Below are 23,460 nucleotides of genomic sequence, written 5' to 3'. Positions count from 1 at the left end.
CTCAGGCGTTAAGTGTCCGGAACAAGGATTTATTTTTCTGGTAAAGCTTTTTAAACACAGGAAACATATGGTCGTAGACCTTTGAGGCTGAAGGGTTTGGCAAATGGGAAGACTGGATCCGAATCAGCTGTTTGGCCTGATCGACAGAGCCGATGGCGTTCAGCCCCATGGCACAGACAATGGCCGCCCCAGCCGCCCCTGCATTTTGAGGATCTTCAGGCACCTTTATTTGGTGTTTTGTAACATCTGCCATAATCTGGCAAAGCATTTTTGATCTGGCGCCGCCCCCGACCAGGCGCAGGGTGTTCTGGGGAGGCACCTTTCGTTCAATGGCCTCAAGCATCCATCTTTTATGAAAGGCAATCCCCTCGACCACTGCCCGGATCATGGCTTTTTTCCCCGTATTAAGGCCGATATTAAAAAACATCCCCCTGGCATGGGCATCTTCCCTGGGCGATCTGTTGCCGTGGAGCCAGGGGGTAAAAATCACCCCGCCTGACCCGGGATCAACCCGGTCAATGGTCTGGTTCATCAACTCATACAAGCGGTTGCTTTCAAGGGGATCCAGGCGCTTTTCAGCCCCGTTCATATAAACGCCGATCTCGTCCAGCGCCAAATGGTCCCTGACCCACTGAAGGCATAGGCCTGAGGTTTCCTGTTCAGCTACATAATTATACTGACCCGGCATGGCCCCTGAAATGGAGGCAATAAAATTTTTAACATCCACCATGCGTTTGTCCACATTGGAGACCACCCAGCCCGAAGTGCCAACATAGGCATGGGTGTCATAAAGATCCATGCATCCTGAGCCCAGGGGAATCAGGGTGATATCCCCGCCGCCTGCAAAAACAGGGATTCCCTGGGCAAGGCCAAGGGCCCGGGCCGCCTTTTGGGTCAGCTTGCCGGCCCTGTCCACTGCTGTTTCGACCCGGGGCAGATGGTCCATGTCCACCTCAAAAATCCGGCACAATTGCCTGGACCAGCCTTCATGTCCGGGCCGGGTATTGTACAAAAACGTCAAATGGGCTGAATCCCGGGTCATGGCAAAATTGCCTGTACACCTCAGGGCCAGGTAATCCCTGACATCCAGCCATTTATACGCTCGGGCAAAGACCTGGGGTTCATTCTCCCTGACCCAGTGATATTTCCACAAAGGATCCTTTGCCGTGGCAGCAGCCCCGCCTGATATATAAAGCGCAGTTAACAGCTTGCGGGCATTTAGATTTTCAATTCTGGGAAACCCTGAGGCAAATTTTTGTTCAAACAGGGGGGTTGCCCTTGTATCCATATATCCCATGGGGTTACGCACGGCCTTGCCGTTTTCATCCACTAAAATCAGGGCCTGCATCTGGCAGCAAAATGAAATGGCCTCCACCTGAATGCCGGCAGACCCGGCCCGGGACAAAACAGCGCAGGTCCCCTCACACATGGCCTGCCACCAATCATCTACCCGCTGTTCAGAGCCCCCGTCCAGGGTCAACTCTTTATCCAGGCGAAAAAGGCAGGTTTTAGCACCTGTGGTTCCAATATCATAGGTCACGACATGGATGGGGCGGGTCATGGCAACTCCTTTTTTATAAAAATTATCAAACACTTTAATTGAATATACTGACTGGTCAGTTCGGTCAAGATTTTTCTTTTGCAAGGGCCTGACACCCACCTTCATACCCGCACTTCCCATTCTTTTTTTCTTGACAAAATCCCGGGAATTTGATTTCTTATAAACCGACTGGTCAGTACAAAACATTTCATCCCAGTCCGGGGCATGGGAAAATGACAGCCCCACAGACACTGAAACCCTAAAAAAGGCGGGCTTATGAATCCAGACTCCCAAAACATATCCTTGACTCCCCAAAAGGCCTCGTTTGCCATTCAAGAATACCACGATACCCAGAGGGTAATGACACAATTAAACGCTCTGATCTCCCAACCCATCCAAAGGCTGAAAAAAAAGGCGTTTGAGGATTAAAACGCCTGGTTTGAAACCCATTGCAGCCAGTCCAAACGCCAGATTCAAAAGGCTAAAAAATTTATCCCCGGAGGCGTCCAGCACAACCTGGCCTTTAACTATCCTTTCCCCCTGGTCTTTACCCGGGCACAAGGCGCCTTTCTCCACGATCTGGACAACAACCAATATATTGATTTTCTCCAGGCAGGCGGGCCCACGCTTTTGGGCAGCAATCCCATTGAGATCCGGGAAAAAATCATTGACCTGCTCAACTCCTGCGGCCCTGTTACAGGGCTTTTCCATGAATATGAACTCAAACTGGCCCAAAAGGTGGCCCAGCACATGCAGGGGGTGGACATGTTCCGCATGTTAGGGTCTGGCACGGAAGCGGACATGGCCGCCATCCGCATTGCCCGGCTGGCCACAAAGAAAAAATACATTTTGAAAATGGGAGGGGCCTACCACGGGTGGAGCGACCAGCTGGCCTATGGCATCCGCCTGCCCAGCATCAAGCATTTGGAAGCCCACGGGGTACCGAAAAACTGCTTTAAATACACCCAGGAATTTTTCCCCAACCAGATCAAAGACCTTGAAAAAAAACTGTGGCGCAATAAATTTAAAGGCGGCACCGCCGCCGTGATCATGGAACCCATCGGCCCTGAAAGCGGAACCCGCCCCCTGGACAAAGACTTTAACCAAAAGGTCAGAGCCCTTTGCGACAAATACGGGGCCCTGCTGATCTTTGACGAGGTGGTCACGGCCTTTCGTCTGGGGATGGGCGGTGCCCAGGGATATTTCAATGTCACCCCGGATCTCACGGTATTCGGCAAAATCATTGCCGGGGGCTATCCGTCTGCAGGCGGGCTTGGGGGAAAAGAAAAATACATGGCCTACCTGGCCGCCGGTATCCAGAGCCGGTCCCAAAAAGCCCTGGTCGGCGGCACCATGGCAGCCAACCCCTTGAGCGCAGCCGCAGGCTATCTGACCTTGTGCGAAATTGAACGCACCAATGCGGCTGTGGTTGCAGGCCGGGCAGGAGACCGCCTGACCCAGGGGCTTGACCGGCTCATTAAAAAGTATAATCTCCCGTTTGTGGCCTTTAACCAGGGCTCTATCTGTCACCTTGAAACCGTGGGCACCATGCTCTTTCATATTCCCTGGAACCGGCCCTGGAAAATTCCCGGCACCATTAAACAGATCCATGCCAGAAAAGAGGTCATGGAAGAGATGGGGGCCGCCTATATGGCAGAGGGCATTGTCTCGCTGGCAGGCTCTATACTCTATACCTCTGCCGCAGACACCGACGAAATCATTGATGATGCCCTTGTCCGGTTTGAACGGGTGTTTAAAAATATTGAGGGGGTATGATGAGATCCTATGAAAAAGAAAAAGAAGCGGTATGTCAATCAGGGCGGCAGCTCATGGAAAAGGGTCTTGTGGAAGGCACCTGGGGAAATTGCAGCCTGAGGATCAATGACCGGCTCATGGCCATTACCCCCAGCGGTCGGCGGTACGAGGACATGACCGCAGATGATATTGTGATCATGGACTATCACAGCCTTGAGGTATTCGGCAATATCAAGCCCTCTTCTGAAAAAAAACTCCATGCCCGGATTTACCAGACCCGGAAAAAAATCAATGGGGTTATCCATACCCACCAGCCCAATGCCTCCACCGTGGCAGCGGCCCGCCAGGAGCTGCCCCCTATTCTGGATGACCAGGCCCAGATTTTAGGCCCCAGTGTCCGTTGTGCCGATTATGCCCTGCCCAACACAAAAAAACTGGTCACCACGACCGTAAAGGCACTCAAGGGACGCTATGCTGCCCTCATGGCCAACCATGGGGCCGTCACCCTGGGAAGGAACCTGGAAGAAGCCGTGATCGCGGCCCTGGTTCTTGAAAAGGCCTGCAAAGCCTTTATAGAAGCTTCTTTTCTGGGCGGAGCCAAAAAAATCAGTCCGGTGGAAGCCTATATGATGCACAAGGTCTACCTGTTCGTGTATTCCAAGAAAAAAGAGGGCAACACATAAACGACTAAAAGGACCTATAATCATAACATTTTGGTTTGAGTTCAAGGCCCGGGCAGATTTTTATCCCAAAAACTATATTGAATATTTCGAGCATAGATCAAAAAAGATTACGCCAAAAGCCAAAAATTTAAAGCCCCCCTCTTGCCATGCGGGCAAGCCATCTCTTGTCTATGGTAATCCATTATAGGGTGTGGTAATAAATAAACAGTATATTTTCAATTGGGATACACTGCTGTTCTCTCTAACCTGTGACCTTATTTGAGGGCCTAAAATGGAACCCACAGACAAACGATACAAGGCATATATTGATACGCTCAAAGAAGAACTGGTACCGGCAATGGGCTGTACCGAACCCATAGCCATTGCCTATGCCGCAGCCTAGGCCAGGACGGTTCTGGGCCAGATGCCCGACCGGGTGGTGGTTGAAGCCAGTGAGAACATTATTAAAAATGTAAAAAGCGTGGTGGTTCCCAATACGGGAAACCTTCGAGGCATAGACGCCTCGGCCGTAGCAGGGGTGGTGGCAGGCGATCCTGACAAAATCTTAGAAGTCATCTCAAGTGTCAGCGATGCCCAGAAAAAAGAGATCAGAACCTTTTTGGAGACCAAAGAGGTTACGGTTGCTAAATTAAAAACCGATTTAATTTTTGACCTCATTGTCAGGGTATTTCAAGGAGAGTCAAAGGCCACGGTCCAAATCTCAAACTTTCATACCAATATTGTCAAAATCACCAAAGATGAAACACTTATTTTCCAGGACTCGGCCTGCGACAAGATCGAAACCTCAAACCTTACCGACCGGTCAATTTTAAATGTCAGAGATATTCTCGAGTTTGCAGATTCAGTTGCCCTGTCCGAGGTAAAAGATATGATCCAGCAACAGGTGGATTATAATACAAAGATTGCCGAGCAGGGCATTAAAGGGGACTGGGGCGCCAATGTCGGCTCCGTGCTTTTAGAGACCTGGGGAGATGAGATAAAAATCCGGGCCAAGGCCATGGCAGCGGCAGGGTCCGACGCCAGGATGAGCGGATGCGAGCTGCCCGTGGTCATTGTGTCTGGCAGCGGGAACCAGGGAATTACCGCCTCTGTTCCGGTGATCGAATATGCACGGGAACTTGGGGCGGACCAAGAGAGCCTGTTCAGGGCCCTGGTGGTCTCCAACCTGGTCTCCATCCACCAGAAAACAGGAATCGGCAGGCTGTCAGCCTATTGCGGAGCCATCAGCGCAGGCGTCGGTGCAGGCGCAGGCATTGCCTGGCTCCACGGGGGCAGGTATAAGGAGATTGCCCATACCATTGTCAATGCCCTGGCCATTGCCTCAGGAATTATCTGCGACGGGGCAAAGCCCTCCTGTGCCGGGAAAATCGCCCTGGCTGTCGAGGCTGGAATTTTAGGGTTTTACATGTATGAAAAAGGGCAGCAGTTTTACGGGGGAGACGGGATTGTTACCAAAGGGGTAGAAAATACCATTGCCAATATCGGCAGATTAGGCAGGGACGGGATGAGGGAAACCGACAAAGAGATCATCCGCATCATGACCGGGGAATAGACCAGACAGATTCCAGTCCCCCCCCTTAAACAGGCCCGATCTTTGCCTTTGGCCGCCAGAACCGGCTACCCCGCATATTTATCGATTTTGCTTTAGCTGCAAGGCGCCAGGCTGTAAAACCTTAGTGAATCTACTGCGAACGGTCTGCAACGACACAGATGAGGTAAAATCGGTTCGCCCGAAGGGTGACAATTTGTAGCCTTGGAAAAACTTATCCAATCCCATGGGCGGGACAGATATCATTGAGAAAACAATCCGGGCACAAGGGATGTCTGGCATCACAAATTTCCCTGCCCAGATAGATCAACTGCAGACAAAGATCATTCCAGGATGACTCGGGGATAATGTCCATGAGCTCAAACTCCACCTTTTCCGGATCGGTCTGATCACTGAGGCCAAGGCGGAAGGCCAGCCGTTTGACATGGGTATCCACCACAATGGTCGGAATCTTGAAACTCACCGACCTGACCAGATTGGCGGTCTTTCGCCCCACACCGGGAAGGGTGGTCAAAAGATCAATCTTTTCAGGCACCTTTCCGTTGAAATCCTCGAGTAATTTTTGGGCACAGACCTTGATATTTTTGGCCTTGTTGTTGTAAAACCCTGTGGAATAAATGATCCGCTTGATATCCTCCAAAGGAGCATTGGCAAGGGATAAAGGATCAGGATAATGAAAGAACAATACCCTTGTGACCTGGTTGACCTGACGGTCTGTGCACTGGGCCGACATGATGGTGGCAATAAGTAGCTGAAACGGTGTCTTGTGGTCAAGCTGGGTATTGACAACAGGATACCGCGACCTTAATCTTTTGATAATAACGGCAATTTTTTTAAAATCAGAACCCACAAAGCACCTTATATATGAATCAAAACAAAACCACAACACAGACCAAAGCCTTGGGCCTTTGCTCCGGGGGACTGGACAGCATCCTGTCCGCCCTTGTTTTAAAAAAGCAGGGGCTTGAGGTGACCTGGATCAGCTTTGAAACCCCGTTTTTTGATGCCCTGGCCGCCAAAAAAGCCGCTAAAAACTTCAACATCCCCTTGATTGTAAAAGAGATCACCGACGTTTACATGGAAATGATGCGTTCGCCCAAAACCGGATTCGGAAAAAACATGAACCCCTGCATGGACTGCCACACCCTGATGTTTTCCCTGGCCGGCGCTTTGATGAAAGAAAAGGGGTTTGATTTTCTGTTTTCAGGTGAAGTTGCAGGCCAGCGGCCCAAGTCCCAGACCAAAAACGCCCTCAGGTATGTGGAAAAGCATTCTGGATTTGACGGATATATTCTCAGGCCCTTGAGCGCAAAACTGCTGCCCGAAACCCTTGCGGAACAAGAGGGGCTTGTGGACAGAGAGCAGCTTTTGGATATCTCCGGCAGGGGAAGAAAAAGGCAGATGGCCCTGGCCCAAGAGTTCAAAATCAAGGATTTCCCCTCCCCTGCCGGAGGATGCCTGCTCACGGACAAGGGATTTTCCCAGCGGCTTCGAGACCTTCTCTATGTCCAGAAGACCGAATATCCGGGGCAATTGCACCTTTTAAAACATGGCCGCCATTTCAGAATAGGTGAAAAAACCAAACTTGTGGTGGGCAGGAACCAAAGGGACAACAAAAAAATCATGGCCTTGTACAATGCCCAAGACCATATTCGGCTCCGCCATGCAGACCTGGCCGGACCCGATGCCCTGATGTTCGGAGATATGACTGAAGAACAGATCCTGACAGGGGCTAAAATCCTGGCCGGGTATACCAAGGCCGAGCCAGGAATAGTCACACAGGTCAAAATCTTCCAAGGCCAGGACACAAGAAAAGTCTCGGTTGCCACCCCGGCACCAGGAAAATTTCAGGACCTGCTCATTCACTAAGGCTCATGGTCGAATTAAAACCGTCCAAAATATGGCTTAAGATTTTTAATCATATTCAAGGCGGGTGGCTGGAAGCCTAAAGGCCCCAAGCGGCAGAAGGTAAGGTTCAGGCCTGGTACTTTGCCTTGAGCTGACCGCAGGCCGCAGAGATATCATCCCCTTTGCTCTTGCGGACAATGGCCGTCATATTCCGGTCCAGGAGCACCTGTAAAAATCCATTGATCTTTTCCCTTGACGGACGCTTGAACGGGGCTGCCTCATGTTCGTTAAAGGGAATCAGGTTGACCTTGGCCCGGAGGGGCATCAAAAGATCTGCCAGCTGCCTTGCATGGGCGAATGAATCATTGATCCCTGCCATGAGGATATATTCAAAGGTGATCTTGTTTCTGGGCTTCATGGCAAATTTTTTACAGGCCCCCAGCAGGTCCTCAATGGGATATGTATCGTTTATGGGCATGAGCCGGGACCGGGTCTTGTTGTCCGTGGCATTTAAGGAGACGGCCAGATTCACATCCGTATCCTGTCCCAGTTGAATAATCTTGGGCACCAGCCCCGAGGTGGATATGGTGACCCTGCGGGTGGCAAATTTCATCCCGAAATCCGTATCCAGAATCACGGCAAGGGACCGCAGAACATTGTCATAGTTGGCCAAAGGCTCTCCCATGCCCATGAACACAATATTGGACAGCCTTAGGGGGTCATACCCCATGTTCTGGACCTGAGCCCGGGCCTCCCTGACCTGCCCTACGATCTCGCCCATGGTCAAATTTCTTGTGAATCCGTTTCTGGCCGTAAGGCAAAACTTGCAGGCCATGGCGCAGCCCACCTGGGAAGAGACACAAAGGGTAAAATGATCCTTTTCCGGGATCAGCACGGTTTCCATATAGGTCCCGTCCCCAAGCCTGAATAAAAATTTTTCAGTGGTATCGGCTGAGACCTCTCTTTGTTCCAGGATCATATTTCCAATGGTAAAATGATCTTTCAAAGTCTGGCGCAGTTCCTTGCCAAGATCGGTCATCTGGTCAAAGTCCTGGGCCAGTTTCAGGTAAAGCCATTTAAAAATCTGATTGGCCCGATATGGGCGTATTCCCTTGCTATCAAGCCATTCACTCAGTTCTTCCCGGGTGAGATCCAATATGTTTTCCATCTTAAATTTCCTGCACTTTTTTATTATTTTCTTGACATTACACGGATTGTAGTTTAAAATCAATGATTTGATTTGATATTAAAGGTGTTGTTTTTATGTTTGACAATCTGAGCGACAGACTGGATTCGGTATTTAAAAAATTAAAAGGTCACGGCACCCTTAACGAGAAGAACATCGAGGAAGGCTTAAAGCAAGTCAGGATGGCACTTCTCGAAGCCGATGTCAATTATAAGGTTGCAAAAAATGTCATTTCAGATATAAAGACCCGTGCCCTTGGTCAGGAGGTAATGAAAAGTCTTACCCCGGGCCAGCAGGTCATCAAAATTGTAAATGAAGAATTTACAAAAATGATGGGCTCCTCCCACCAGGAACTGGACCTTGGCAAAACTGCCACAGGGTCCATCATGCTGGTGGGGCTTCAGGGTTCAGGTAAGACCACAACCGCAGGCAAGCTTGCGTTTTACCTGCGCAAGATGGGAAAAAAGCCCTATCTTGTACCTGTGGATGTATACCGTCCGGCAGCCATTGACCAGCTCACAAAGCTTGGAAAACAAATGGATGTGCCGGTATTTGCGTCCACACCTCAGATGAAGCCGTTGAAAATCTGCCAGGAGGCTCAATTGGCCGCAAGACAGGAGGGATGCGACACCCTGCTGCTTGACACGGCCGGCCGGTTGCACCTGGATGATGAACTCATGGCTGAGCTTGAAGAGATTAAAAAAGGGCTCAACCCGTCTGAGATACTGCTTGTGGCCGACGCCATGACCGGTCAGGATGCGGTGAACATTGCAGGCGAGTTTGACAAGCGCCTGGATCTCAACGGATTTATCCTGACCAAAATGGATGGTGATGCAAGGGGCGGTGCGGCCCTGTCCATCAAGGCAGTAACCGGCAAGCCCTTGAAGTTTATCGGTGTAGGGGAGAAATCAACCGCCCTTGAACCGTTTCATCCAGACCGGATGGCTTCAAGGATACTGGGAATGGGAGATACCCTTTCCTTTATTGAAAAGGCCCAGACCGCCGTTGACCAGAAAGAGGCCAAGGCCCTTGAACAAAAACTGAGAAAGAATGCATTTACCCTTGAGGATTTTAAAAACCAGATGAAATCCGTACGGAAAATGGGTTCCATCAAGGATTTGCTCGGCATGTTGCCGGGCGTGAACAAAAAGATGCTCAAGGATTTGAATATCAGTGACCGGGAGTTTGTCAGAATAGAGGCCATCATCAATTCCATGACCCCTGATGAACGGGCAAAACATGCCATCATCAAAAGTTCACGGAAGAAAAGGATTGCCCTCGGGTCCGGGACCACGGTTCAGGATGTAAACAAACTGCTCAAAAGCTATACCCAGTCAATGAAAATGATAAAGAAGTTTAATAAAGGCGGTATGCGCTCATTAAAAGGCATGCTTCCATTTTAAGGAGAGAACAAACAATGTCCGTAAAATTAAGACTCACCCGTAAAGGCACCAAGAAAAAACCCTTTTACAGAATCGTTGCTGCTGATATTGAATTCCCCAGGGACGGCAGATTTCTGGAAGCCCTGGGAACCTACGATCCCATGCAGGAACCCGCAGTGGTTACCCTGAAAGAAGAACGGGTCAAGTACTGGCTGGGTGAAGGTGCAAAACCCTCTACCACGGTAAAGAGCATCTTGAAAAAACAGGGTGTGATTGGCGCTTCTGCTTAAGACCGGTCCTGGAATTCCCTTGACACCTCTATACCATTGATAAGGAGATGTTTTTATGAAAGAGCTGGTAGAGTATATTGCAAAAGCATTGGTAGACAACCCTGAAGATGTTCAGGTATCTGAAGTTACGGGTGATCAGACTTCTGTACTGGAACTCAAGGTGGCCAAAGAGGATCTGGGAAAGGTAATCGGCAAGCAGGGACGGTCCGCCAGGGCAATGAGAACCATTTTAAGTGCAGCGTCCACCAAGTTAAACAAAAGGACGGTCCTGGAGATCATTGAGTAGTTCATGAAAGATCAGACCTGGCTTACCATCGGTAAAATTACAGGGGTTCACGGATTGGCAGGCGGCCTCAAGGTTTGGTCATTTGCCCAATCTTTGGAGACCTTTGAAAAGGGCATCACAGTCAACCTCCGGAACGAGAACGGCAAAACAGTGACTCCCCATGTCATTGACAGGGCCTCTGACCGGAAAAAAGGGATACTGCTCTTTTTAAAAGAGGTAAAAACAAGGGAGCAGGCAGAGGATCTTGTGGGCAAAGAGATCATTGTGGACAAGGACCTGCTTCCCGCCCTCGAACAAGACACCTGGTATTGGAAAGATTTACAGGGTCTTAGGGTCGAGGACCAAACCCTGGGGAAATTAGGCACCATTGAAAGAATTTTCCCCACAGGCGCAGATGATATCCTGGTGGTGACGGACAAAAACACAAAAACGGAAATATTGATTCCCATGAACCGGCATTTTGTGACGGATGTAGACATTGAAACAGGACAGGTGACCACGGACCTGCCCCCTGGATTTATTTTAGAATAGGCTGATTCCATGGAGTTCACCGTACTGACCCTGTTCCCGGAATTTTTAGACGCCTTTTTCCAAAACGGGATGATTGCCAGGGCCATTGAAAAAGAAATCATCCTTGGCAGGGCAGTCAATATCCGGGACTTTTCCACGGACAAGCACCATAGCGTGGATGACAGACCCTATGGCGGGGGAAGCGGCATGGTCATGACCCCCGGCCCTCTGGAGGCAGCTGTTGAATCGGCAAAACAAGGGGCGTCAGAGGCAAAAGTGATCTGCATGAGTCCCCAGGGCCAACCCTTTACCCAGGAAACGGCCTGCAGGCTTGCAGATCAGGGCGCAGACCTTATTTTTGTCTGTGGCAGGTATGAGGGGATTGACGAGCGGGTCTATTCAAGGTGGGTGGATGAAGAGATATCCATGGGTGACTTTGTCATGACCGGCGGAGAAGTGGCTGCCATGGCCGTCATTGATTCGGTTGCACGGATGATACCCGGGGTATTGGGAAGTGAAAATTCATCCCAGTCAGACTCTTTTATTGACCAAAGGCTTGAACATGCCCAGTATACAAGACCTGAAACATACAAAGGCATGAGCGTGCCCGGGGTACTCCTTTCAGGAGATCATGAAAAGATCAGGCAATGGCGGAAACGCTCGGCCCTGGAAAGAACCTTTATGAAGCGTCCGGACTTGTTTGCAGATCAAGCCCCGGATGCAGAAGAAAAAGAGATTCTCAGACAATGGTGCAGGGAATTAACCGCCATTGTCAACGAGGAAGGGTGCAATGGGAGAAGATAAAATATCCTTGCCAAAAGAAAAAGATAATTTTTATCTTGCCCTGATCCACTATCCCGTGATCAATAAAAAAGGGATGATCATTGGATCCGCCCTGACCAACATGGATCTCCATGATATTGCAAGGGCATGCCGGACATTCGGGGTACGGGGCTACTACGTGGTCACCCCCTATGAAGACCAGGCAGTTCTGGCCGGACAGATCATGGACCATTGGACCAAAGGAGCGGGTGGAAAGGTTAACCCCTCCAGAAAAGAGGCCCTGGAACGGGTCAGGGTGGCAAAAACCTTTGGCCAGGTCCGCCGGGAAATTGAAGAACAAGACCAAAGGCCTGTGGTCTGCGTGGCCACCAGTGCAAAGGCTGCGGACAATGCCGTGAGCTGCGGCAGGTTAAGACAGGATTTAACGCGCAATGCATCCCATGTCCTTGTGTTTGGCACGGCATGGGGGCTGGCAGATGAAGTGGTTGACCAATGTGATTATACGCTTGAACCCATTCAGGGTGCAGGATCTTACAATCACCTCTCTGTCCGGTCTGCTGCATCAATATATTTAGACCGACTTATAAATGGCTGAAGCCCAGCCAAAAGGGAAGGAAACGACATGACAAACGTAATTGAAAAACTTGAAAGAGAACAGATGCGCCTTGATATCCCCGAGTTTGACTCCGGAGATACCGTAAAAGTCCATGTAAAAATCAGGGAAGGCGAAAAAGAACGTATCCAGGTATTCCAGGGTGTGGTTATCAAAAAAACCAAAGGGCTGTCCAGCGCCAGGTTTACCGTAAGAAAAATCTCCGGCGGCATTGGCGTGGAAAGAATTTTCCCCCTTTACTCCCCTGCCATTGATAAAATCGAAGTGGTGACAAGAGGCCGGGTCAGAAGATCCAAACTCTACTACTTGAGAAATCTTCGGGGCAAGGCTGCCAGGATCAAAGAAAAACGGTTTGCATAAACCCAAAGATTTTTCCAACCCGATGTGGACCTTTGAACACAGGGCCCAAAAAAACGGGTATACACATGTTGCAGGTATTGACGAGGCCGGCAGGGGACCCCTTGCCGGTCCTGTTGTATCTGCAGCCGTGATTCTGCCCCAGGATTTTGAATATCCCGGCATCACAGACTCAAAAAAGATCAGTGAAAAAAAACGGGCCGCACTTTTCCCGGTGATCCAGGAAAATGCCCTGGCTGTGGGGATCGGCATGGCCGACCACAAAGAGATAGACCGAATCAACATTCTTGCCGCCTCTTTGCTCTCCATGAAACGGGCGGTTGAAGATCTTGCCCTTTCCCCGGATTATTTGCTCATCGACGGAAAATTCACCATTGACAGCCCCCTTGACCAGGAAGCCATTGTCAAAGGGGATTCTAAGTCCATTTCCATTGCAGCCGCCTCCATCATTGCCAAGGTGACCCGGGACAGGATCATGAAAGACCTCTCTTTAACCTTTCCTGAATATGAATTTCACAGGCACAAGGGATATCCCACAAAAGCTCACAAGGCTGCCATCCTGGCCCACGGGCCATGTCCTGTTCACAGGAAAACCTTTCGCGGGGTAAAGGGGATATAAATGGGCCCTGGAACCCAAGAACTCGGACATAGAGGCGAAGCTGCGGCCTGCAAATTCCTTGAGTCTTCAGGCCTGACCATTCTTGAAAAAAACTATCGTACCCAGCGCTTTGAAATTGATATCATTGCAAAAGAAAATGATACCCTCTGCTTTGTGGAAGTCAAAACCAGAACCAGCCTCAAAAAAGGATTGCCCAGGGAATCTGTGGGCCATGCCAAACAGCTCAAAATCATCATGGGCGCATCCTATTACCTCAAGGCAAATAAATTAACCCGCCAAGGGGTCCGGTTTGATGTGGTGGAAGTCTTTTACGCCAAGGATGATCCTGATGCCCCGCAAATTAACCTGATCCGAAATGCATTTTCAGGGGGATGAGATAACAGCCACCCTTTATATTGTGGCCACCCCCATGGGCAACCTGGAAGACATCACCTTCAGGGCCGTGCGCATCTTAAAAGAGGCCGATCTCATTGCTGCCGAAGATACCCGGCATTCCCGACGCCTTCTCTCCCATTACGGGATCACCACCCCCATGATATCCTGCCACGAACACAACGAGTCCCAGCGCTCTTTTGACCTGGTATCAAAACTGCTCAGCAACCAGACCATTGCCCTGATTTCAGACGCAGGCACCCCTTTGATTTCAGATCCCGGATACCGGTTGGTGACTCTGGCCTGTGAACATAAGATCCCTGTGGTGCCGGTGCCCGGCTGCAATGCGGCTGTTGCCGGACTCAGCGCGGCAGGCCTGCCCACAGACGAGTTTTTGTTTTGCGGATTTCTCCCCAAAAAAACCAACAAGCTCACCCAGGCCTTGGACAAATTAAAAGACCAGACCGCCACGTTGATCTTTTATGAATCCCCAAAACGGATTAAATCCCTCATTAAAAAGGCCCACCAAGTCTTGGGCGACCGCAATGCCTGCCTTGCAAGGGAACAGACCAAGCGACATGAAGAATTTGTACGGGGAAGCCTGTCAAAAATTCTGGCGGAACTTGAAAACCGGGACCAGATCAAAGGAGAATGCGTCCTCCTTATCCAGGGAAATCCTGGAAAAAAGATCACCCTTGGCCAAGAGGATCTTAAAGCCCTGATTTTAGAACGGTTAAAAGACAAGCCCAAAACCCAGGACCTTGCCAGGGAAATCTCCCAAACCTTCAACCTCTCCAAAAAAAATGTTTATGACACCATCCTCTCCTTAAAATCCCCCAAGGGTTAGATCCCAGGCTTTCATATTTAAGGTTGGATAAAAACCCTTCCATAACAATCCCCTTAGCAATCATAGATCATTCATGAATTGGCCCATGTACGAATTATTTTACAAATATTAGTATTGTGTTAGAATATAGTTCAAACTCTTGAATTTTTAGATTAAAAAGCCTAAAAACCGTATCAATTTGTCAGCTTAACACGAGAGGTTGCCACAAAGGTGTTGGCTCATTTTCAGCACCCAGGCAAGATAAAAATTGAATAGACCAATATTTACAGCCATTCATACCCAGGATGGCCTGACTATTTTCTCCCAATAAAAGGACTAAAATAACGCCATGGGCATTGAAATATACTATGTCATAGTAGGTATGTTAATCCTGTTTGCCGTTTTTGACCTGGTGGTGGGCGTCACCAATGATGCGGTGAATTTCTTAAATTCATCCATTGGGTCCAAAGCCGCCCCTTTTTTCGTCATTATGATCATTGCAAGCTTAGGAATCCTTGCAGGTGTCACCTTTTCCGGCGGTATGATGGAGGTGGCCAGAAAAGGTATTTTCCATCCGGAATTTTTCACCATGCCCGAACTTCTCACCATTTTTCTGGCTGTGATGATCACGGACATCCTCCTTTTGGATCTGTTCAACACCCATGGCCTGCCCACCTCAACCACCGTGTCCATTGTGTTTGAACTTTTAGGTGCGGCCGTGGCCCTTTCCCTGATCAAAATCATCACCCATGCCAATAACGGGATGGATATCTGGTCTTATATCAATACAGCCAAGGCCCTGGCCATTGTCGGAGGAATTTTATTGTCCATTGTGGTGGCCTTTGCCTCAGGGGCGGTGATGCAACTGTTCTCACGTTTGATCTTCACCTTTGACTACAAAAAAAGGCTCAGGCGCTACGGGGCCTTGTGGGGCGGTATGGCCATGACCGCCATCACTTTTTTCATCCTGGTCAAGGGCTCCAAAGGCGCCACCTTCATGGATGCCCAGACCGTGGCCTGGATCAAGGGAAACTCACTGATCATCATGGCCGGTATTTTTACCGTATCCGCCCTGATCTTCCAGATCCTGATCATGATTTTTAGAATCAACGTCCTGAAACCCATTGTACTTGTGGGGACCTTTGCCCTGGCCATGGCCTTTGCCGCCAATGACCTGGTCAATTTTATCGGTGTGCCCCTGGCCGGTCTTAATGCCTTTCAAAGTGCACTGGCCTCGGCAGACCCCATGAATGCCACCATGGAGGCATTGAGCAAAAAAGTCCAGTCCCAGACCTTTATCATGCTAATTGCAGGCGCCATCATGGTCTTTACCCTATGGATTTCCAAAAAGGCCAGAACCGTCACTGAAACCGAGATTAGTTTAGGTCAGCAGGACGAAGGCATGGAACGGTTTGAATCGGTCTGGCTCTCCAGAAGAATTGTCAACCTCTTTGACAGCCTGTTTCACTCCGTCAAAAATATCACCCCCTTAGGGATCAGAACGGCTGTGGCCGGGCGGCTTACGCCCATGGCCGAAACCGGCCATGTTTCCCAAAAGGAAAAGCCCTCCTTTGACCTGGTTCGTGCATCCGTCAACCTTATGGTGGCCTCTGCCGTGGTCTCCTTTGCCACCTCCCTGAAGCTGCCCTTGTCCACCACCTATGTCACCTTTATGGTTGCCATGGGCTCTTCCTTTTCAGACCAGGCCTGGGGACGGGAAAGCGCGGTTTACCGGGTCACAGGGGTCCTTACCGTCGTCGGCGGCTGGTTCATGACCGCATTTATCGCCTTTGTGGCGGCCTTTATTGCCGCAAACATCATCTTTTACTTTAATATCGCGGGGATTATCGGCCTGATGCTCTTTGTGGGCCTCATGATCTGGAAAAATAAAAAACAGCATGAAAGCAAGGAAAAGTCCAAGGAAGAAATTACCATTTTCCACCTTGAAAAAGTCGAGGATTTTTCCTCTTCGGTCTCTGATACCTTTGACCATCTGACCCACCAGCTTAGGGGAATAAGGCAATCTTTGGACAAGACCTTTGATGCCCTGTTTGAAGAAGATCTTGAAACCCTTCGCAGGGAAAGAAAACAAGTCAAACAATTCCAGCTGGGCACCAATATCATCATTGCCAATATCTTTAAGGTGCTGCGGCTGCTTCAGCGGGAAGATGACAAGATATCCTACAACTATTACCAGATCATCAGACGGCTTCAAAAACTTTCCGATGGCCACAGGGATACGGTGATCCGGTCCACCATGCATGTAGCCAACCGCCATAAGGGACTTCTCCCGGCACAGATTGAAGAACTCAAAGCCATTAAAAAAGTGATTCTCTATATCCTAGAACAGGTTGAAAATGCATTCGGCCAGAAAGATATTGTGGATTGCAACCATATCGGGGCCCAATTTCATTATCTCAGGGAATTGGTGGATGATTATAACACCAACCAGATCGAAAGAATCCGGGATGAATCTTCCAAAACACGGCTGAGTATCATGTTCTATGCCATTTCAGGCAATTGTGTGATGATGGCCAAACAAACGGTTAAGCTTCTGGAAATCTTTAATGAGGCCTTTCCCTTGGATGACCCTAAAAAAGCCTGCAACTAGAATAAAAACAGCACCCATAAACAAGGGGACAGGTCTTGGCCACCTCCTTTATATTTTGATATTGGAATCCCAATTTTTTTTAACGGCTGGTTTTGAAGGCCGGCCATTGAGATGAAGCCTGGACAGGGTCTGTTTGGCCCATGACAATAAGATCACAGGGCCCTGTGATTTTTGTATCCGGATCCGGGTCAAACTCGACATCTGATCCATGGGCCTTGATGCCCAGTAAAAGAAGGCTGAATTGTTTTCTCAAGTCCAGGCGGGTGATAAAATTCCCCATAAACCCGGCCTTATCATTGAACAGGAAATCATACCCGATACTGCCGCCAAACCCGCTTAGGGCCAAAATAACAAGGCAGAAGGAAAATATGGGAAAAAACCATTCTGCGTTTCAGATCCATATTCACCCTTATAGGCAGGCGGTCTATACCATGCCACCCCAATAAAAAACGGCCTTTCCCAGCAGGGAAAGGCCGTTTTCATCAAACTATACCAATCAATTAAATATAGTTAAAGATTCAATTACATCTTGCTTCCTTCTGCATGGCTCTGCAGTTTTACTTCAACTTTTTCAGTCAAAGAGGCATAGTACTTTCTCAGGATAACCAGAACTTCTTCACGGCCAAAATGGTCAACAACTTCTTCGTTGTTGGACAGGGCGTGACGCAGTTTGGTACCGGAAAGAATAACGCGGTCATCTTTGCCGTGGGGGCAGGTTCTCATGGAAGCCATGCCGTCACATTTGTGGCAGTAGAATGTCCAGTCAATTTTCAAAGGTTCGCAAAGCAGTGCTTTTCCTTCGCCTTCGGGCTGGGGAATAGTGTCAAAGATTTCCTGAGCTTCGAAAAGTGTGTAAAAATCACCAACGCCGGCATGGTCACGACCGATGATCATTCTGTTGACACCGTAGTTCTGACGGAAAGTGGCGTGCAGCAGGCCTTCACGGGGACCGGCATATCTCATGTCAAGGGGATATCCGCCATTGACAACATGCTCGGGAACAAAGTAACCCTTGATCAGGGTGTCAATGCATTCGATGCGAACGTCTGCAGGGATATCACCGGGTTTGAGGTTACCGATCAGAGAATGGATCAGAACGCCGTCACATACGTCAAGGGCGATCTTGCACAGATGCTCATGGGAACGATGCATGGGGTTTCTCAGCTGCATGGAAGCAACGTTTGCCCAGCCTCTTTCATCAAAGATGGCACGAGTCTCGGTGGGTGTCAGGTAAACACCTTTGAATTTTTCAGGGAACTCGCCTTCGGAAAGGACTTTTACAGGACCTGAAAAGCAGAATTCTTTTCTGGCCATAACCGCCTGAACACCGGGATGATCTTCCATGGCAATTTTCCAGAAGTCAGCGTCAGCAGACTCTTCGCCATGACCCTTATAGACTTTCTCGCATTCCCATTTTTTCTCGTCTTCGGTCATTTCGAATTTTTCTTCGACTTTCATGGTGGCATAGGTTTCACCGCCTCTGACCAGGGCAATCTCGTCACCGACATTAACGTCGGCAGCATCAGAAGCCGCTGCATCAAGCATTACGGGAACAGGCCAGAAGGTACCGTCAGCCAGAAGGAAATCAGCGCAAACACCTTTCCAGTCAGCCTTGGTCATGAAACCGTTCAGGGGAGAAAATCCACCGATACCGAGCATGATCAGGTCACCTTTGACCTGGGAAGAAATCTCAATCTGTTTCAGGCCAGCTGCTTTTTTAACTTCTGCTTCAAGTTCAGCGCCTTCGAGCTTACAAATTACCAGTCCTTTTCCACCATGGGGTGCAACTAATTTAGACATATACTTCAATCTCCTTAATTAATGGTTTAATTACCAATTTATGGGCGTCAAATGCATACACGGCATCTGACTTCAATTTTATTTAAAAATCTTGTAAGATTTAATGATGATTGCAAAATTTGTCAAGAATTTTATTTGTTTAACCGTAAAAGAGGGGCAATCTCCTTCATTGACCGGACATGGACATGGGCCGTCAGTCCCGGCTGTTTGAATGCAGCAAACCAGGTACCGGCCTTTTGAGCCGCTTTCTGATCATATTCAGAATCACCGATAAAAATTATTTCTTCGGGCAAAAGCCCATAGGCTGCCATGATTTTATTCAATTGATCCGGCGCAGGTTTTGGATGATCCACATCAGCCGAGGTGACCACCATCTCAAACTCGTTTGCCAGATCATTATCCAATAAAACAGAATCCATGGTATTGGATCTGTTGGTGGCAATGGCCCGGATCAGCCCCTGGTCTTTCAAATCACCCAAAAGCGTCCTTAATCCGTCTTCCATTTCCATATAGGGAATAAATTTAGCATAGCCCACGGATTTCATCTTCTCGTAAACAGGGGTATGGTCCTCAAGCTCAGAAAAAAGATACTCAATGGCCGCCTTTACCGTCATCATATGAACATTGACAAATTGTTCTTGATTCAGCCTTTTTTTACCAAAGGCCAAAAGCAGTTCATCGTAAAATTTTCGATTGGCCAGGGCCGTGTCAAACAGCACCCCGTCGCAGTCAAACACCACTGCCTTAATTGTTGAAACATCCATTTAAACGGCCTCTTTTATTCGGACAAACCGATCCTATGATTTTTGTTGAATCTCTTCAAAATAAATTGCATAGACCCTGATCTTTAAACTCTTCTTGTACGGGCTGTTTGTCTTAAGGGTAATGACATCATAAAGATCATCCGGCTTGTCAGACTTGGATTTTATTTTGACAAGCCAGTCTCTTTGTCCCTTTTCAGGCCGGATAAGCTCGGCCTTGATCTGGGTGTTGAATTTCTGAATCAAGCTTAAAATTTCAAAATCATAATCCAAGGCCGGGGTAATGGTCACAACCGCCTCAAGCTCCTGGCCCGGAACACCGCTCAGGCTCACGATTTTAGGTGTCATCTTAAAGATCTGGTTCACTTTTCCTGTGATGGTCAGATAAAACTTTTTATACTCCGGATCATCGGTTTTGATCAGAATCTTTTTATTCATCCGGCTGCCGCCGTACCCGCCGGTTTTAACCCCTATCTTGATTTTACCTTCCCCGCCCGGGGGAATCTGCCGGTCATAGGCATGCTTATCGCAGCCTCAGGGCGGAATAACACTGAGAATATTTAAAGGGGTATCTCCCAAGTTTTTCACGACAAACTCGTGGGTGATGCCCTGGCCTTCAGCCAGGGGGGAAAATTCAAAGGTCGGGTTCACAAACACCGCTTTTGGCTTTGCATACCCCATGGTGGTGCAAAGCGTGAACACGGCTGCCACCATAAAAATTAAAAGACTCTTTTTCATCATATCCTATCCGTTCCTGATATTATTTCCCTAAAATTTATCCTATTCAGAACTTTTATACAAGTGCCCTAGGATGATTGATTGGTTAGAAACGCATTGAGCATTTTGCAAAGACCCGGGTCCTGGGCAATCCGGGTCCCGTTGATATGATCGACCCGGACAACTCCCATGAGCGCATTGGCCACCATGACGTTCGGATAGGCCGCCAATTGTTCGGGAGTCATTTTTTCATATCTGATCTTATACCCTCTGGCAAGCCAGGCCTGGGACACGGCCCCAAAGGTCACCCCGGGCAGGACATGACAGGACTCAGGGCAGACAAGGGTTGAACCCTGGATGGCAAAAATATTACAGGTGTTGGTTTCAGATACACTCATATCCGAATTCAAAATCAACGCCTCGTCACAGCCTTGGGCCCGGGCATATTTGCCGGCCCGCTCATAATAAAAATAATTTAAGGTCTTGTGATCTGCCAGAAAGGTCTTGCGGGAATTTGGAAAAACCTTAAGATCCAGCCCCTTTTTATTGAGCAGTGCAAGCCTGTGAACATAGGGTCTGATAAAGGCGGCAGTGAACACAGGATGGCCGGGCCGCCCGTCTTCTGCAATCACAAGCTTGACGGCACAGACCTGATCTTCAAGATTATTGTCACGGACCAAAAGGGTGATCACCTTGTCCCAGGTGATATTGGGAACCGGAATATCAAACAAATTTTTCCATGCATTTTCCATCCGTTTGACATGGGCGTTGAGCCGCAGGGGTGTTCCATTTTCCACCCGGATGGTTTCAAAGAGTCCGGCCCCGTATTGAAAGGCTTTGCTTGCAGCCGGCACCCGGGCACGGGTTTGGTTTAAAATCTTACCGTTCACCCAGGTGGTCAAATGACGGGTGCCCGGGTCAAAAGAGGCATTGAGAAGGGTATCCATCAGGGTTTTACCCTTGTCCAGGGTTTCCTGGTATTCCTTTTCAGGATCAGAATCAGCCACAATCCCCCCGCCCACTGAAAAAACCAGCTGGTTTTCATGGATGGTGGCCGTACGGATGGCAATGGAAAGGTCCATGGTATTGTGAAAACTGATATAGCCGATGGACCCGGTATAAACGTGGCGCTTGACCGGTTCCAGCTCATCAATAATTTCCATGGCCCTGATCTTGGGACAGCCAGTAATGGATCCGCCCGGAAAAGTGGCATGGAGCAGATCAACAGCTGTTTTATCCGGTTCAAGGGTCCCAGTGACCACAGACACCAGATGAAATACATTTTCATAGGGTTCAAGACGTTTGTGCTGGGTCACATCCACAGATCCTGCAAGGGTTACCCGGGAAATATCGTTGCGCATGAGATCCACAATCATGGTCAGCTCAGCATCATCCTTGGAGCTCTCACTTAGGGCTCTGCTGTTTTCCCGGTCTGCTTTACGGGTGGTCCCCCTGGCAATGGTCCCCTTGATGGGCCGGGTTTCCACCTTTTTTCCCCTGAGCTGAATAAAGCGTTCAGGAGAGGTGGACACCACATCATGGTCTTTGCAGTGAATAAAACTAAAAAAAGAGGCTGGATTTTTATTGAATAATTCCAGAAAAAGGCTATATACGTCCCCTGTAAATTTGGTCTCAAACCGCTGGGAAAGATTGGCCTGGTAGATGTCACCGGCTTCAAGGTACTCGATGATCCGGGAGACAGCCTTGATGTATTCGTCTTTGGTAAAAGAAGAGATCAAGCCTTGGGGATCAATTGAAAAGGCCTTTGATTTCCAAGGCTGTTTCAATTGGACAAAAAACATTTCTTTTCTTTCCTGTACCCAGCGTTGGCCATGGGCACAGTCAAGCAAAGGAGAGGAGAGATAGGTTTTACCTCGGGTCCTGTCTTCAACCAGAAGAACAGAAGGGGCAAAAAGAGAAAGCTCGGGTAAAAACGTATCCACACAGGTTCTTGGAAGATTTTCGATCTCGTCCTTTAAATCATAGGCAAAATACCCGAACAGCCCGGCAGCCACGGGCAGGTTTGAATCGATATCTCCAAGAGAAAACCTTGCCAGAAGCGCTTGAAGCAGGTCAAAGGGTTCACAGTCAAAGGTATGGGAAATGGATTGGCCGTCCCTTTGTTCTATCTTCAAGGTCTGTTTCCGACCGGATCCTTCCAAAGAGAGCCAGGGATAAAGGGCCAGACAATTATACCTTGCACAATCCAAATCAGAGCCGGACAAGAGCAGGACAGTGCCCGGGATATCTGCAAACCTTGCAGCGGCCTGTTCAAAGGAAAGATCCAGGCGGATCTCCTGGATAAGAAGCGTTTTTATTCTCGGCAGGGGCGGTAAAAAACCCATTATCTGAGAAAGGGATTCACCCGTTTTTCATTGCCGATACTGGTTTCAGGACCATGTCCTGTATAGACAAGGGTCTCATCTGCCAGATCAAACAGCTTTGTTTTTATGCTTGAAATCAAGGTGTCATAATCCCCGCCGGGCAGGTCGGTACGGCCGATGGATCCCATAAAAAGCGTATCTCCGGCAAAGAGGTGACCCGGGGTAAAAATACAAACCCCGCCCGGAGAATGGCCCGGGGTATGAATGACCTTGAGGGTGATCTCACCAAAACAGATCTCGTCCCCCTCTTGAAGCAGAATATCTGCCGGAGGAGAATTTTCAGCAGAAAGTCCGAACATGGCAGCAGACCGTGTCAGGTCTGTGAGCATGGGTTCGTCCAAAGGATGGATGGCAATCTGGGCGCCAGTGACCTCTTTCATCCGTTTGTTTGCCCCCACATGATCAAAATGCCCATGGGTATTAATCAAATATTTTACCTTTAACTCCGCCTTTGCAAGGGCCATGAGAATCTGATCGGCATCATCCCCTGGATCGATTATCACAGCCTCTTTTGTACTTTCGCAACCCAAAATAAAACAATTGGCCATAATGGGGCCGACTTCAAGTTTTTTGATGATCAAAACAACC

The 23,460-nt window shown here is 48.9% G+C and carries 23 protein-coding genes and 2 pseudogenes; 15 read left to right on the top strand and 10 right to left on the bottom strand.

The window, feature by feature from the left end; all coding sequences use genetic code 11:
- Window position 1 precedes the first annotated feature (1 nt).
- The gene (locus HUN05_11865) at window positions 2–1,561 is read right to left on the bottom strand and encodes a carbohydrate kinase (protein WDP85741.1); all 1,560 of its coding nucleotides are present in this window, start codon (window positions 1,559–1,561) and stop codon (window positions 2–4) included.
- Window positions 1,562–1,816: 255 nt separating this feature from the next.
- Between HUN05_11865 and HUN05_11860 the strand changes: the two are divergent.
- From HUN05_11860 to HUN05_11850, 3 genes and pseudogenes are all read left to right on the top strand, one after another.
- A pseudogene (locus HUN05_11860) lies at window positions 1,817–3,316 on the top strand (aminotransferase class III-fold pyridoxal phosphate-dependent enzyme).
- Window positions 3,313–3,978, top strand: coding sequence for a class II aldolase/adducin family protein (locus HUN05_11855; protein ID WDP85740.1), 666 nt, complete (start codon window positions 3,313–3,315; stop codon window positions 3,976–3,978). Before HUN05_11860 ends, HUN05_11855 begins: the two are co-directional and overlap by 4 nt.
- A 271-nt stretch (window positions 3,979–4,249) precedes the next feature.
- A pseudogene (locus HUN05_11850) lies at window positions 4,250–5,530 on the top strand (serine dehydratase subunit alpha family protein).
- Between the two features lie 211 nt (window positions 5,531–5,741).
- Here HUN05_11850 and nth read toward each other — a convergent pair.
- On the bottom strand, window positions 5,742–6,377 hold the full coding sequence (nth, locus tag HUN05_11845) for an endonuclease III (GenBank protein WDP85739.1): 636 nt from the start codon (window positions 6,375–6,377) through the stop codon (window positions 5,742–5,744).
- A gap of 14 nt (window positions 6,378–6,391) precedes the next feature.
- On the opposite strand from nth, the gene HUN05_11840 reads away from it, so the two are divergent.
- Window positions 6,392–7,396, top strand: a complete 1,005-nt coding sequence (locus HUN05_11840; protein WDP85738.1) for a tRNA 4-thiouridine(8) synthase ThiI — start codon at window positions 6,392–6,394, stop codon at window positions 7,394–7,396.
- Window positions 7,397–7,502: 106 nt separating this feature from the next.
- On the opposite strand, the gene rlmN is transcribed toward HUN05_11840, so the two are convergent.
- Window positions 7,503–8,543 carry a 23S rRNA (adenine(2503)-C(2))-methyltransferase RlmN gene (gene rlmN / locus HUN05_11835; GenBank protein WDP85737.1) on the bottom strand — a complete coding sequence of 347 codons (1,041 nt, stop codon included), beginning with the start codon at window positions 8,541–8,543 and terminating at the stop codon, window positions 7,503–7,505.
- Window positions 8,544–8,638: 95 nt separating this feature from the next.
- On the opposite strand from rlmN, the gene ffh reads away from it, so the two are divergent.
- The 11 genes from ffh (at window position 8,639) to HUN05_11780 (ending at window position 17,210) form a co-directional block, all read left to right on the top strand.
- Window positions 8,639–9,964, top strand: coding sequence for a signal recognition particle protein (gene ffh / locus HUN05_11830; protein WDP85736.1), 1,326 nt, complete (start codon window positions 8,639–8,641; stop codon window positions 9,962–9,964).
- A 14-nt stretch (window positions 9,965–9,978) separates the two neighbouring features.
- Window positions 9,979–10,233, top strand: a complete 255-nt coding sequence (rpsP, locus tag HUN05_11825) for a 30S ribosomal protein S16 (GenBank protein WDP85735.1) — start codon at window positions 9,979–9,981, stop codon at window positions 10,231–10,233.
- A 55-nt stretch (window positions 10,234–10,288) separates the two neighbouring features.
- Complete coding sequence (locus HUN05_11820; GenBank protein ID WDP85734.1) at window positions 10,289–10,519, top strand: KH domain-containing protein; 231 nt, start codon at window positions 10,289–10,291, stop codon at window positions 10,517–10,519.
- Window positions 10,520–10,522: 3 nt separating this feature from the next.
- The gene (gene rimM, locus HUN05_11815; protein ID WDP85733.1) at window positions 10,523–11,050 is read left to right on the top strand and encodes a 16S rRNA processing protein RimM; all 528 of its coding nucleotides are present in this window, start codon (window positions 10,523–10,525) and stop codon (window positions 11,048–11,050) included.
- Window positions 11,051–11,059: 9 nt separating this feature from the next.
- Window positions 11,060–11,833 (top strand): tRNA (guanosine(37)-N1)-methyltransferase TrmD, encoded by a 774-nt coding sequence (gene trmD / locus HUN05_11810; GenBank protein ID WDP85732.1) that lies wholly within the window; start codon window positions 11,060–11,062, stop codon window positions 11,831–11,833.
- Window positions 11,820–12,407: an RNA methyltransferase gene (locus HUN05_11805; GenBank protein ID WDP85731.1), complete on the top strand. Its 588-nt coding sequence runs from the start codon at window positions 11,820–11,822 to the stop codon at window positions 12,405–12,407. Before trmD ends, HUN05_11805 begins: the two co-directional genes overlap by 14 nt.
- Window positions 12,408–12,434: 27 nt before the next feature.
- Window positions 12,435–12,785 carry a 50S ribosomal protein L19 gene (gene rplS / locus HUN05_11800; GenBank protein WDP85730.1) on the top strand — a complete coding sequence of 117 codons (351 nt, stop codon included), beginning with the start codon at window positions 12,435–12,437 and terminating at the stop codon, window positions 12,783–12,785.
- Window positions 12,786–12,807: 22 nt separating this feature from the next.
- The gene (locus HUN05_11795; protein WDP88041.1) at window positions 12,808–13,401 is read left to right on the top strand and encodes a ribonuclease HII; all 594 of its coding nucleotides are present in this window, start codon (window positions 12,808–12,810) and stop codon (window positions 13,399–13,401) included.
- A complete protein-coding gene (locus HUN05_11790) occupies window positions 13,402–13,776 on the top strand; it encodes a YraN family protein (protein ID WDP85729.1) in 375 nt (124 codons plus the stop codon).
- Window positions 13,757–14,620 (top strand): 16S rRNA (cytidine(1402)-2'-O)-methyltransferase, encoded by an 864-nt coding sequence (gene rsmI / locus HUN05_11785; protein WDP85728.1) that lies wholly within the window; start codon window positions 13,757–13,759, stop codon window positions 14,618–14,620. Before HUN05_11790 ends, rsmI begins: the two co-directional genes overlap by 20 nt.
- Window positions 14,621–14,948: 328 nt before the next feature.
- Window positions 14,949–17,210 carry an inorganic phosphate transporter gene (locus HUN05_11780; GenBank protein WDP85727.1) on the top strand — a complete coding sequence of 754 codons (2,262 nt, stop codon included), beginning with the start codon at window positions 14,949–14,951 and terminating at the stop codon, window positions 17,208–17,210.
- Between the two features lie 79 nt (window positions 17,211–17,289).
- Here the strand turns inward: HUN05_11780 and HUN05_11775 are convergent, their stop codons facing one another.
- The 7 genes from HUN05_11775 to HUN05_11745 form a co-directional block, all read right to left on the bottom strand.
- On the bottom strand, window positions 17,290–17,490 hold the full coding sequence (locus HUN05_11775) for a hypothetical protein (protein WDP85726.1): 201 nt from the start codon (window positions 17,488–17,490) through the stop codon (window positions 17,290–17,292).
- Window positions 17,491–17,732: 242 nt separating this feature from the next.
- Window positions 17,733–19,010, bottom strand: coding sequence for a sulfate adenylyltransferase (gene sat / locus HUN05_11770; GenBank protein ID WDP85725.1), 1,278 nt, complete (start codon window positions 19,008–19,010; stop codon window positions 17,733–17,735).
- Window positions 19,011–19,141: 131 nt separating this feature from the next.
- Window positions 19,142–19,774, bottom strand: a complete 633-nt coding sequence (locus HUN05_11765; protein ID WDP85724.1) for an HAD family hydrolase — start codon at window positions 19,772–19,774, stop codon at window positions 19,142–19,144.
- Between the two features lie 33 nt (window positions 19,775–19,807).
- Entirely contained in the window at window positions 19,808–20,209 is a 402-nt protein-coding gene (locus tag HUN05_11760) for a hypothetical protein (protein ID WDP85723.1), read from the bottom strand.
- A 96-nt stretch (window positions 20,210–20,305) separates the two neighbouring features.
- Window positions 20,306–20,512 carry a hypothetical protein gene (locus tag HUN05_11755; GenBank protein ID WDP85722.1) on the bottom strand — a complete coding sequence of 69 codons (207 nt, stop codon included), beginning with the start codon at window positions 20,510–20,512 and terminating at the stop codon, window positions 20,306–20,308.
- A gap of 65 nt (window positions 20,513–20,577) precedes the next feature.
- Window positions 20,578–22,833 (bottom strand): aminodeoxychorismate synthase component I, encoded by a 2,256-nt coding sequence (gene pabB / locus HUN05_11750; protein WDP85721.1) that lies wholly within the window; start codon window positions 22,831–22,833, stop codon window positions 20,578–20,580.
- Window positions 22,833–23,453 carry an MBL fold metallo-hydrolase gene (locus HUN05_11745; protein WDP85720.1) on the bottom strand — a complete coding sequence of 207 codons (621 nt, stop codon included), beginning with the start codon at window positions 23,451–23,453 and terminating at the stop codon, window positions 22,833–22,835. The genes pabB and HUN05_11745 overlap by 1 nt, the downstream gene beginning before the upstream one ends.
- Window positions 23,454–23,460: the final 7 nt, after the last annotated feature.

The sequence above is a fragment of the Desulfobacter sp. genome (assembly GCA_028768545.1).
In the GTDB taxonomy this organism is placed as follows: domain Bacteria; phylum Desulfobacterota; class Desulfobacteria; order Desulfobacterales; family Desulfobacteraceae; genus Desulfobacter.
The sequence above is the reverse complement of the archived record's forward strand: the minus strand, read 5'-3'. Positions and strand labels throughout refer to the sequence as shown.

Coding starts and splice junctions, on each gene's coding strand:
- HUN05_11865 (WDP85741.1), bottom strand. CDS start 1,561: ATGACCCGCCCCATCCATGTCGTGACCTATGATATTGGAACCACAGGT.
- HUN05_11855 (WDP85740.1), top strand. CDS start 3,313: ATGATGAGATCCTATGAAAAAGAAAAAGAAGCGGTATGTCAATCAGGG.
- HUN05_11840 (WDP85738.1), top strand. CDS start 6,392: ATGAATCAAAACAAAACCACAACACAGACCAAAGCCTTGGGCCTTTGC.
- rlmN (WDP85737.1), bottom strand. CDS start 8,543: ATGGAAAACATATTGGATCTCACCCGGGAAGAACTGAGTGAATGGCTT.
- ffh (WDP85736.1), top strand. CDS start 8,639: ATGTTTGACAATCTGAGCGACAGACTGGATTCGGTATTTAAAAAATTA.
- rpsP (WDP85735.1), top strand. CDS start 9,979: ATGTCCGTAAAATTAAGACTCACCCGTAAAGGCACCAAGAAAAAACCC.
- HUN05_11820 (WDP85734.1), top strand. CDS start 10,289: ATGAAAGAGCTGGTAGAGTATATTGCAAAAGCATTGGTAGACAACCCT.
- rimM (WDP85733.1), top strand. CDS start 10,523: ATGAAAGATCAGACCTGGCTTACCATCGGTAAAATTACAGGGGTTCAC.
- trmD (WDP85732.1), top strand. CDS start 11,060: ATGGAGTTCACCGTACTGACCCTGTTCCCGGAATTTTTAGACGCCTTT.
- HUN05_11805 (WDP85731.1), top strand. CDS start 11,820: ATGGGAGAAGATAAAATATCCTTGCCAAAAGAAAAAGATAATTTTTAT.
- rplS (WDP85730.1), top strand. CDS start 12,435: ATGACAAACGTAATTGAAAAACTTGAAAGAGAACAGATGCGCCTTGAT.
- HUN05_11795 (WDP88041.1), top strand. CDS start 12,808: ATGTGGACCTTTGAACACAGGGCCCAAAAAAACGGGTATACACATGTT.
- HUN05_11790 (WDP85729.1), top strand. CDS start 13,402: ATGGGCCCTGGAACCCAAGAACTCGGACATAGAGGCGAAGCTGCGGCC.
- rsmI (WDP85728.1), top strand. CDS start 13,757: ATGCATTTTCAGGGGGATGAGATAACAGCCACCCTTTATATTGTGGCC.
- HUN05_11780 (WDP85727.1), top strand. CDS start 14,949: ATGGGCATTGAAATATACTATGTCATAGTAGGTATGTTAATCCTGTTT.
- HUN05_11775 (WDP85726.1), bottom strand. CDS start 17,490: ATGGGGAATTTTATCACCCGCCTGGACTTGAGAAAACAATTCAGCCTT.
- sat (WDP85725.1), bottom strand. CDS start 19,010: ATGTCTAAATTAGTTGCACCCCATGGTGGAAAAGGACTGGTAATTTGT.
- HUN05_11765 (WDP85724.1), bottom strand. CDS start 19,774: ATGGATGTTTCAACAATTAAGGCAGTGGTGTTTGACTGCGACGGGGTG.
- HUN05_11760 (WDP85723.1), bottom strand. CDS start 20,209: ATGAATAAAAAGATTCTGATCAAAACCGATGATCCGGAGTATAAAAAG.
- HUN05_11755 (WDP85722.1), bottom strand. CDS start 20,512: ATGATGAAAAAGAGTCTTTTAATTTTTATGGTGGCAGCCGTGTTCACG.
- pabB (WDP85721.1), bottom strand. CDS start 22,833: ATGGGTTTTTTACCGCCCCTGCCGAGAATAAAAACGCTTCTTATCCAG.